This is a genomic window from Vibrio sp. 1078-1 (genome assembly GCF_033340475.1).
Genome location: NZ_JAWOWM010000087.1, coordinates 1 through 1,077, shown reverse-complemented (window position 1 = coordinate 1,077; position 1,077 = coordinate 1). Strand labels below are relative to the sequence as shown.

Annotated in this window: 1 protein-coding gene and 1 pseudogene; one reads left to right on the top strand and one right to left on the bottom strand. The window is 44.1% G+C overall.

Features of this window, described 5'->3' with window-relative positions:
• Window positions 1-214: pseudogene (locus tag R7190_RS25775) on the bottom strand (MFS transporter); the annotation flags it as partial.
• A 287-nt stretch (window positions 215-501) separates the two neighbouring features.
• Between R7190_RS25775 and R7190_RS25770 the strand changes: the two are divergent.
• The coding region (locus R7190_RS25770) for an ABC transporter substrate-binding protein (protein ID WP_318137665.1) at window positions 502-1,077 on the top strand (576 nt) is incomplete at its 3' end.

The window sequence follows — 1,077 nt, the reverse complement described above, 5'->3', positions numbered from 1 at the left end:
CCATGATACCGAGTTCTTCGATGGTTACGATGCCTGCATCTAGCATTGGTTTTTTAACAACACCTAAACTCATACGAACTACGTAGAAGACGGCGTAACCGAAAACCAAGCCTAAAAATACATGCCATTGGTAGCGTTTGAAACGCGCTTGCATTTCCTCTTTCGAGCCATCTGAAAGAGGGAGGTCAGGGCGTGTTTTAAAGAAATTAAACATCTTGCACTCCAAGTTTTAATCACAAATGTTTTGTTGCAGGGCTATCTTGAAGTGACAGATTGCACAGTACAAAGGCATGAATTTGAGACAGAATTGACCCATATTGATATTTAGGTTGAGTCAAAAACGGGAATTTAGAACGTTAGGCTGACACTTGTTACTGATAGAATATGCTTAGTTCTGGTTGAAGTGCGTCAATAGTGACTCAAACATACTCTGTAAGATTTTTTGACAATCTTTCATAGATTTGAGTTACCGCATTCTATTTAAGGTTTTTGGTTAATTTGATGGCTGATTTCAAGCAATTTGGGCGTCGTTTACTTCTTGGTGCGGCGCTTTATGCACCACTCACAATGGCAGCAGAAAAAGAGTTGGTGATACTCACGACCTTCTCTCAAGCACCAATCACTGCTTTGGTGGATGACTTTACGCAGCACTATCCTGATGCTGAAGTCCGAGTGGTTCACCGACGCACTCAATCAAGCCTGCAATTGCTCAGCAAAAGCTACATGAAGGATATCGACTTGGTGTTGAGCTCGTCGCCGTTTCTGATGCAAGAGCTGTCTAATGAACATCGTTTGGCTGATATGTCGTCGCGTGTGCAAGTGCCGAAATGGTTGTCGCCTTATCTATTACCTAATAACGATCAAGTCGTGGCGTTTGGATACTCTGGCGCCGGGATTGTTTGGAACAAAGATTATTTGGCCGCGAACCATTTACCAGAACCGAAGCGTTTTCAAGATCTGACCAATCCGCTGTACTTTGGTCACGTCACCATGAGCACGCCAAGCCGCTCTGGAACCACGCAATTGATGGTCGAGAGTGTGCTTAGTCAATATGGTTGGCAAGAGGGCTGGCGGATT